This is a genomic window from Massilimicrobiota sp. An80 (assembly GCF_002159255.1).
Lineage (GTDB): Bacteria > Bacillota_I > Bacilli_A > Erysipelotrichales > Coprobacillaceae > Allocoprobacillus > Allocoprobacillus merdigallinarum.
Map to the genome: position 1 here is coordinate 1 of NZ_NFHI01000066.1, position 10,296 is coordinate 10,296.

Annotated in this window: 5 protein-coding genes; 4 read left to right on the forward strand and 1 reads right to left on the reverse strand. The window is 31.1% G+C overall.

The window, feature by feature from the left end; genetic code table 11:
- Both B5G32_RS12555 and B5G32_RS12560 read left to right on the forward strand, forming a co-directional pair.
- The coding region (locus B5G32_RS12555; protein ID WP_158094025.1) for a transposase at window positions 1-871 on the forward strand (871 nt) is incomplete at its 5' end.
- A gap of 554 nt (window positions 872-1,425) precedes the next feature.
- A complete protein-coding gene (locus B5G32_RS12560; RefSeq protein WP_087936842.1) occupies window positions 1,426-3,333 on the forward strand; it encodes an NAD(+) synthase in 1,908 nt (635 codons plus the stop codon).
- A gap of 47 nt (window positions 3,334-3,380) precedes the next feature.
- Here the strand turns inward: B5G32_RS12560 and B5G32_RS12565 are convergent, their stop codons facing one another.
- A complete protein-coding gene (locus tag B5G32_RS12565) occupies window positions 3,381-3,761 on the reverse strand; it encodes a PAS domain-containing protein (protein ID WP_087936843.1) in 381 nt (126 codons plus the stop codon).
- Between the two features lie 139 nt (window positions 3,762-3,900).
- On the opposite strand from B5G32_RS12565, the gene B5G32_RS12570 reads away from it, so the two are divergent.
- On the forward strand, window positions 3,901-6,579 hold the full coding sequence (locus B5G32_RS12570) for a PD-(D/E)XK nuclease family protein (RefSeq protein ID WP_087936844.1): 2,679 nt from the start codon (window positions 3,901-3,903) through the stop codon (window positions 6,577-6,579).
- Complete coding sequence (locus B5G32_RS12575; RefSeq protein ID WP_087936845.1) at window positions 6,569-10,180, forward strand: UvrD-helicase domain-containing protein; 3,612 nt, start codon at window positions 6,569-6,571, stop codon at window positions 10,178-10,180. Before B5G32_RS12570 ends, B5G32_RS12575 begins: the two co-directional genes overlap by 11 nt.
- Window positions 10,181-10,296 lie beyond the last annotated feature (116 nt).

Consider the following 10,296-nt stretch of genomic DNA (forward strand, 5'->3'; position numbering starts at 1 on the left):
TTGTTATTTCCCTGAACTTCAGTATGTTTTTGAACCTAAATCAGCTGCTTTTCTAGCTGTCTTATCTCAATATCCTACTTCGCATGATATCATAAATGCTTCCAAAAATGAAGTGTTTTCTCTCGTTTATGAAGCATCCAAACATCGATGCAATATGGATAAGATAGATAAGCTATTCAATTATGCTCAGGATACACTGGTTCCACATGTATCCGATTATATAAGATGTGTTATTTTCAACACTGTTGAAAGCATCTTCAATATTCGTGCACAATTGAAACTGATTGAAAAAGATATCAGAAAGCTTGCTTCCACTTTTAATGTCTACAGTCTATTGATGACCATCACTGGCTGTGGTCCTTTGACAGCTGCTGTTATCATCGCTGAAACCGGAGACATCTTCAGATTCAAGAATGCTGACCATTATGTCTCTTACAGCGGTTCATCGCCACGAAACAAGCGTTCCGGCAAGTCCGTGGAAATCATGGGCAAGATTTCCAAGAAAGGATCAAGATATCTGAGACACGCTCTTTACATGATTGCTGAATTTGCCAGACGACACAATCCTGTTCTTAAGCACTTATTTGAAAGAGTGAAGAACGGAAATAAGAAGCGTCATAAACTGGCAGTTATTGCAGTTGCCAATCGTATTGCCAGATATATCTATTCAATCATGAAAAACGAAAGCAGTTTTGTAATCATGCATGAAAATATCATGCGATTACCAGAAGAAACCCGAAATACGTTCTTCAATTCAATATCTTTAGATTTTCCAAAGAATACCAGAAAACAGATTTATCAATATTCTGATGTCAATGGTGAAATTCATCGCTTTGTTTATAAAAACGAAACGACCGAATCAATAGCTTAAAAAAGCAGAAAATCTAAAATGTAAGAGCTTTCAAAATATATATTTTGAAAATTTGTTTTTAGTGCACCTAAAAATCCACTAAATACATCAAAGAACATCGGATTGCTCCTCTCAATCAGGACAAACACTATTAAAATCAATTTTTTAAATTAATTATTGACATTTAATAGTTTGTCTTTATTTTTATTATATCTTTGGTGAACATTATTTCAATGAAATGCATAAAATTGATGATATTTATAGTCATGGCATCACTAGTATATAAGAATGAATATCCATTTGCTTGAAAATGATAGTTATGGTGATATAGTCATAACATCACTTTTTACCAATAAATATCAAAACATTTCTTCAAAAAGGTATATACCAGATAAATTTAAACATTCTGTATAGTTATGGAGTCTTTTTAATTAATAAATACCAATCCATATCTTAATATATGGATTTATATTAAATGATTTTATATGTTCTGCATACTCATGGTGACTTTTCAATCAATAAATGCTAAGATATAAATATCTTTTTCATATAATCAATTAAATGGAGGAATATTCATGAAAGATGGATTTATAAGAGTAGGTTGTGCAAATTTTGAAGTATCGTTAGGTCAAGTTCAATACAATGCACAAAGAATCATATCTTATGTTAAAGAAGCTAATGAAAAACATATCAAGATTCTTATTTTTCCAGAGCTTTGTTTAACTGGATATACAATTGAAGATTTATTTTATCAAAAACGTGTTTTAAACGAAGTCAACAAACAAATCACTACTATATGCGAACAGACAAAAGATTTAGATATATTGTTTACTTTTGGGTGTCCAATGATTTTGAAAAACAAACTTTATAACTGTGCCATAACAGTATGTCATGGAGATATATTAGGTGTTGTTCCTAAAACATATATCCCTACATATCATGAGTTTTATGAAGGACGTCATTTTGCCAGTGCTTTAGACAATGATGAAGTCATTACAATCAATGGTCAGACTTATCCATTTTCTTCACGTTTATTATTTGAATGTCAAAGTCATCCCGAATTAAAAATCGGTATTGAAATCTGTGAAGATTTATGGGCACCTTTACCACCAAGTACCTTACATTGTTTAAATGGTGCAACATTAATTTTGAATCCTTCTGCCAGCAATGATTTGACATCAAAATCAGATTATCGTCGTCTATTGGTCACTTCTCATAGTGCCAGACTCATTTGTGGCTATGCTTATTGTAATGCTGGATTAGGTGAGTCTTCTACTGATGTTGTTTTTAGTAATCATCATTTGATTGCTGAAAATGGAAGTCTTTTAGCTCAATCTCAACAATATAGTGAAGGTATCATCTTTGCTGATATGGATATGGAAAAAATAGTAAGTGAACGTGTGGAAATGACAACTTATGATAATCGTCAGGATCATTATCAGATCATACCTTTTACATTAGTAGATGAAGATATTGAACTGACACGTACATATGATCCACATCCTTTTGTACCAAGCAATAAGGATCAACGTGCAATGCGTTGTCAGGAAGTTTTTGATATTCAAATTCATGGTTTGATTCAAAGATTAAAAGCTGCACATATCAAAAAAGTCGTCATTGGAATTTCAGGTGGTTTAGATTCTACACTTGCATTACTTGTTGCTAATATGGCTTATCAAAAATTAGGATACCCATCTCAGGATATTATTGCTGTAACAATGCCATGTTTTGGAACAACATCTCGTACTAAAAACAATGCTTTAAAAATGATGGAAGAATTAAATGTGACTTCCTTAACAGTGGATATTGGGGATGCTGTAAAACAACATTTTCAAGATATTGGGCATGACAAAAATGTTCATGATGTGACATATGAAAACTGTCAGGCGAGAGAACGTACACAAGTTTTAATGGATATCGCCAATCAGGAAGGTGGTATTGTCATCGGAACAGGAGATTTATCAGAAGTCGCTTTAGGATGGTCTACTTATAATGGTGATCATATGAGCATGTATGCGGTCAATGTTTCAGTTCCTAAAACATTAGTGCGATATTTAGTAGATTATGTATCTTCATTGTATGAAGGGCAGCCTCTTCATGATACATTACAGGATATCTTGAATACTCCTGTTTCACCAGAATTACTTCCTGCCAAGGATAATGAAATCGTTCAAAAAACAGAGGACATTGTGGGTCCATATGAACTGCATGATTTCTTCTTATATCATCATGCCAGATTCCATTATGAACCAAGAAAACTTTATCGTATTGCCTGTCATACTTTCCAAGATCAGTATGATGCTCCAACAATCAAGAAATGGCTGACAACTTTCTATCGTCGTTTCTTTACACAACAATTTAAACGTTCATGTATTCCAGATGGTCCAAAAGTCGGTAGTGTTGCTTTATCACCTCGCGGCGATTTAAGAATGCCTAGTGATGCAAATGTTGCATTGTGGTTACAAGAATGCGAACAATTATAAAAAGATGATGAAAAAAAGATTACGCTTTTCAAACATAATCTTTTTTCTCATTTTCTACGTTTCCAATATTCTGTTACTGGTATGTCTGGATGACCTTCATCCCATGGAGCTTCGTGTCTTTCAAAATAACCAATCACTTGACCATCGACTCTAACAGGTACAAAAAATTCTCTTTCACCTGTTTTTTGATTGAGTGTTTCAAACATTTCATCTTCACCCTGATCGGCTCTTTGTAAAAACATTTCAATTTTTTGACGAGAATTTTCATTATGACAACGAAATAAACTTTGTCCAACCTGAACTCTATCGCCATATCTTTGTTTAGCTGTTTGATTCATATAACGTACTATATGTTGTCGATCGACAAAGACAATTTCATAAGCATAGGCATCTAAAATGCCTTTTAAGATTTCATATGTTATTCCCATACATAAATATTCCTTTCTTTATTCAATATCAATAAACATCATCTTTATTGATTCTATTATATCTATTCATTTTCTATTTTCCAATATTTGACATTCCAAAAAGACTTTTTTATGCGTCTTAGAAAACGAGGTGAAAAGAATGCAAATCATCAGTGGCTTAAATCAAGATTATAAACGTCATCAAATCATTCAAAAGTATGTTCAAGAAGCTCAAAATCATCCTTTTGAACAATATATTTATATCTGTGATCAACCAGCTTTTATTGAAAACATATTTTTTCAATATACGCATTGTTTGGTCAATATTCAAATTATGAGCTGGAATCAATATTTAAAACAATTACAGCTTCAATATCATTTAACGCAACACCATTTACTTTCTCAAGTAGAATGGGTTTATCACTTAAGAAATATCTTTAATGAAGAAACATTTCATTGTTTTGATATGGAAAATCCATTACCTTTCATTAATGAATTAATTCCACTTATCAAAGATTACGAACTTTATCAAATCAACTACCAAGATATTCACCATACAAAACTTCAAGATTTCTGGCATATTTATCAATCACTTTTATCACGTCTTGATAGTTATACGCATTTGACATTAGAAAGTTTATTTCAAAATGTCACATTTCATGAACAAGACCATCTCATCATTGAAGCTGATCATCTTTATCAAAAACAACGTCAAGATATTATTCAACGTTTAGCAACAACATGTGATGTCACTTGTCTTTATACTTATCAACATGATGAGCGTTTATTCAATTTACCTTATCATCATTTATGTCAAACAAGTCAAGTCATTGATCAACGAACTTATTTCACACAACATCTTTTTAGTCAAGAACCCGTTTCAACAAAGGAAACACAACACATGTACAGCTTTGTTGCAGGAACACCTTATCAGGAAATACAACGTGTTGTATATACAATTTATCAAAAAATTGTGGATGAAAATCTTCATTACCAGGATTTTACAATCATTTATCCTAATCAAAATTATCAGGATGATTTATTAACTATTCTTGATGAATTACATATACCTCATTCCTTACCTTATCAACAAGAGCGCTGTTATGAGCGAAGTTATCAACTGATTTTACAACAATTCAAACAATGCCAAGGACATACTTTCCATGAACTTGCAGTCGAATTACTTGCACTGGAACTTGACAAGGATTATCAGGACTATCTTCAAAAAATAAGCGAACTTGATGGTCAAATATCTCCACAAGAATTCATAGAGTTTTTCCAAATGACATTTCCAAAATCTAAACAAACTTTAGAAAAAAGACAAGATGAAATTCATGTTTATATGATTGGACAAGGTGAAGCGATGCCTTCAACGCATTTATTTATCTTAGGAATGAATGAAACCATCTTACCTCAAAGCATTAAAGATACATCTTTATTATTAGATGAAGATATTGAATTGTTAAGAAAAGAAAATATCTCAACTCCTCTTACAACCAGTGAACAATTAGGTGTTCATGAAAATGATATTTTTAAAATACTGACAACACCATTTTCAACATTAACTGTTTCATTAGCGATGAACTCATTGTCTGGAGAAACCTTGCTTCCTTCTTCTTTATACAAACAATTGACTCAAATGTATACCTTCCAAAAACTTTCTCCACTTCAATTTCTACCTTTAGATCAATACTATATAGCCAACGGAAAAGCAACTCATAAAGAAACTTTGAATCAAAACATTGCACATTATTTATCATCACATCATCAGCCAGATTCATTAACACCTGAGTTGACACAGTCTTTATATAGTTCATATCTTTCAGTCAGTCAAATTGAAACTTATAATCAATGTCCTTTCCTCTACTTTATTCAATATGGTTTAGGCATTTATCCTATTCAAGATCAAAAATTATTACCGAATGAACTTGGTTCTCTCATTCATTATGTTTTATCTATGAATATAGATCAATCTGATGATATTTCTCAACTTGTTGATCAATATCTTCAAGATCATGAAACTCTTTCGCAAAAAATAGCTCACTCCCATGTCAATCAATACTTTATTGAACAATTAACTCAAGATTTACAAATTACTCTAAAAGTGCTTAAACAATTCTTAAATACGGGCAATTTCCATGTTCAATATAAAGAGAAAAAAGTCAAAAATACAATTCATGATATCAATTTTAAAGGTATTGTTGATCGTATTGATGTCTATGAAGATTATGTCTCTATTATTGATTATAAATCAAGTGCCAAAAGCATTGATCTCAATCTTGCTATGCAAGGTTTTCATATTCAGATGCTTGTCTATTTAGATATGGTGACAAAAATGATGGATAAAAATCCAGGTGCTGTTTTATATTTCAATACGAAAAAACGTATTTTAAGCGTACAACAAAGTATGCATGAAGCCATTAATGAAGATGACTGGATCAAACAATATCGTTACAATGGTTATATCGTTGATGATGGCAGTCATCAAAGTCTTTTGAATTTAGACCCTACTTTTGATAGACGTTCTGCGTTGATACCAGTCTCTTATGTCAAAAGCAGAGATGAATATAAGGGACAAATTCTTTCTACTGAACAACTTCATATTTTATTTGAAAAGATCAGCGATCATATTTATGAACTTTATCAAAATATGATGGATGGACATATTGATATTGCGCCAAAGGGTAGTGATCAAAAAGCAACACATACATTAGTGAATCCTTGTTTTTATTGTCCATATCATAGTATTTGTGGTTTTGATGTTTTCTATAATGATTATCAGCTTGTTGAATTCTTAGATGTTGAAAAAATATTAGGAGGTGAAGACGATGCCGTTTAATGCTGGACAATTAAAAGCTATCCAACAAAGAGATTCTTCTATTTTAGTTAGTGCTCCTGCGGGAAGTGGAAAAACGAAAATTCTTGTCAGTCGTATTATTGAATTATTAAAAGAAGGATATGAAATTTCAGATTTCCTGGTGGTAACATTTACACAGGCAGCTGGACATGAGATGAAACAAAGACTGACTGAAGAACTCAATGAACTTGTATCTTCACCTATTGATGAAAAATTAAAAACACATTTACAACGTCAAATTTTTAATCTTCCTCATGCCTATATTACAAACTTTCATGGTTTTTGTAATTTATTATTGATGAAATATGGATATCTCGTTGGCGTTATGCCTGGATTTGAAATCAACAGTGATCCTACTATCATCAAAAAAGAAGTTCTTACAGGATGTTTAGAACAATGGATTCAAGATGAAAATATTCGTGATTTTCTTTCCTTATATTTTCCTGGTTATTCTTTAGATGATTTTCAATCTTTATTATTATCTATTGATAATATTTCTCATTCTATTGATCATTTTTATGATTTTATTGATCAGATGAAAACAAATAATTATGATAGTCTTTCCTCATCTTTAGAAAATTGGCCTTTGTTTCCTTATTTAAAAAATATTTTCTATGATGAAGTCACAATGGCTATGAATAAATTGATTGAACTCCAAATATTCTGTGAACAAAATAATCTCACTGATTTTTATGAAAGACCTGATGAACAGACTGAAAAGAATCAATTATTAAAGGTTCCTTTTGATGCTTATTATGATTATTTAGATGAACGTCTTCAGGCATTATCACATGCTATCACTTATGATACTATGGTTTCTTTAATCAAAGCTCCTGTTGATAAAGCCTATAATATGTCTTGGAAAGAAGTCGATCCACAGATCAAAAAGACTTTTACCAAATTGAAAAGTGATATTTTATCTTCTTATCAAAAATCAGCTGATGCCTATTTAGAAGATCATAGTGAAGATTTAATTCAAAAGCTTCAAGTCAGCTATCAGGCTATTAATATGTTGCTTTCTAAAGGTCAACTGTTGGATCAATTCCAACAAGCTTATCAACAAAGAAAAAAAGAGCTTAATCAGCTAGATTTTGCTGATCTGGAAAGTTATACACATCAGTTATTATCACCTGAATATGGTATTGTGGATATTTTGTATCATCGCTTAAAAGAAATCATGATTGATGAGTATCAGGATACCAATCAGATTCAAGAATCACTCATTTCACTGATTTCTAAATATCAAAAACCTTATATTCCTCTATTTATGGTTGGTGATATGAAACAGTCTATCTATCGTTTTAGACAAGCTGATCCTCAAATCTTTCTTGATAAATATAATCATTTTTCATTAACTGATGAAGAATGTTTAAATAGTCAAACAAGAAGAATTGATCTTGTCTTTAATTATCGTTCTTCTAAAATTGTTTTAGACTCTATCAATTTTATTTTTAATCAAATTATGGATACACAAATTGGTGGACTGGAATATTATTTAGATGACAGTGCCCGTTTAAATTATGACTATGATGGCAAAGAAGCAGGACATCAAAAAGAAGCACGTGAACGTTTCTTTCAAGATGATATGCGTCAAACAGAAGTATTGATTGATATCTATAATCCTCAATCTTCTTTAGATAAAGAACAATATGAAGCTCATATGGTTGCACAGAAAATATTACAACTTAAGGAAACAATGCGTTTAGATGGAAAAAAAGTATCTTATAAAGATATGGTTGTTTTAATGCGATCAACAGTTTCCTTTTTAACATTTAAAAAAGTTTTTGATCAATACCACATCCCTAACCATATCGTTTTATCACAAGGATTTTTAAAGGCAAATGAAATTGAAAATATGCTGACATTTTTAAAGGCCCTTGATAATCCTTACAATGATATTGCCTTATTAAGCGTACTCAATCAGCCTTATACATGTTCCTATATTCCTTTAGATCAGATTGCATCATTACGTGTAAACCATAAAGATTTATCTCTTTATGAAACATTACAATTATCATCTGATCAACAAATCATCCAATTTTTAAAAGTCTTTGAGGAACTCAGAGCTTTTAGCTATCAACATTCACCTTATGATTTATTGAAAAAGATTTATGAAGTCACAGACTATCCACTCTTTGTCTGTCAGCTTGTCAATGGTGAACAAAGAAAAGCAAATTTACAGTTGTTATTGGAAGTTGTTAAACAATATCAACAACAATATCCTTATCTTCATGATATCATTGATATGTTTGAACAATCAGCTGATTTAGCACCAGCTATTGTCGCTTCACAAAATGATGATTATGTTGAATTCATGACAATTCATAAATCTAAAGGTTTAGAATTTCCGATTGTTTTTGTCTGTCAGACACACAAACAATTTAATACACAAGACAGCAAAGAACGCTTTATGATTGATAAACAATTAGGTATTGCAGTAAAACCAAGATGTCGTGTTCCAAGTGAACAATATGGAGAAATCACAGTTGAATATGAAAACTGTTATCGTAATATGATTGCCAGACATCAATTAGATGAATCTATCAATGAAGAGATGCGTATTTTATATGTTGCTTTGACTCGTGCTTCTCAAAAGCTCATTTTAACTGGTGTCATCAAAAGCATTGATGAAATCAAAGATATAATGAACAAATTAATCATCAATGAACATCCTGATATTTATCATAAGAAAAATGCTGAACATGTACTACTTTATAATCGTATGCGCAAAACAAACAATTATCTTTCATGGATTTTAGCTGCTATTTTCCGTCATCCTCAAATTATTCAACAATGCTTCAATCATGAGGAATTAAAGCCTTTAGCCAAAAAACTTCAACAATATCATTTTGAAAAATATCTGACTTTTGATTCAACTGAACATGCTATGTTCTCCTTGACACTAACAAATGATCAAGACATTGAAGAAAAAATAATTCAAACATCCAAACAAAATGAAATGATTGATAGTCAAATACAAGAACGATATCAATCATTCCAATACCCTTATGATACAAGCAAACCATTAACTCTAGCAGTGACAAAACTTCCTCATATTCAAGATCAAAGTCACGCTTCAATAACAGACGACAATGAAAGCTTCTCTATGAGTGCCAGTGACAAAGGAACATTAGTCCACTTACTTTTAAGTTATCTGACATTCAAAGAAGATCATATCGAAACATTGATTCAACAACTTTATCAAGAAAAATTAATTGATGATGATGGAAAAGATATACTTGATCAATATCAAGGTAAAATACAAGGATTCATTGATAGCCCTTATTATCAAATGATTCAAAAAGCAGATTATATCTATAAAGAAAAACATTTTGCCTATTATGATGAAACACTCCAACAAACCATTCATGGTATTTTCGACTTGGTATTTATTTATCAAAATCAAATTTATGTCTTAGACTATAAGACTGATCGTGTTTCACAAAATAGTGCTGATGATATTTTAATACAAAAACATCAGATTCAATTAGATTATTATAAAAAAGTCTTGATGGATATGTACCATCAAGATGTCAAAGCTATTGTCTATTATTTACATATCAACCATGGTGTAGAATTTTAAAGGGGCTGTAACGAAATAACTTTTTAAAGAGTTGATTTTGTTTCAGCTCTTTTCTTTTTCTGTTTTTAGGCAATAAAAAAACATCTTTTCTCTTCTTCTGATTTCAAGATGTAATA

What these genes read in the sequence shown, in the direction of transcription:
- B5G32_RS12560 (WP_087936842.1), top strand. Translation starts at nt 1,426, where the DNA reads ATGAAAGATGGATTTATAAGAGTAGGTTGTGCAAATTTTGAAGTATCG.
- B5G32_RS12565 (WP_087936843.1), bottom strand. Translation starts at nt 3,761, where the DNA reads ATGGGAATAACATATGAAATCTTAAAAGGCATTTTAGATGCCTATGCT.
- B5G32_RS12570 (WP_087936844.1), top strand. Translation starts at nt 3,901, where the DNA reads ATGCAAATCATCAGTGGCTTAAATCAAGATTATAAACGTCATCAAATC.
- B5G32_RS12575 (WP_087936845.1), top strand. Translation starts at nt 6,569, where the DNA reads ATGCCGTTTAATGCTGGACAATTAAAAGCTATCCAACAAAGAGATTCT.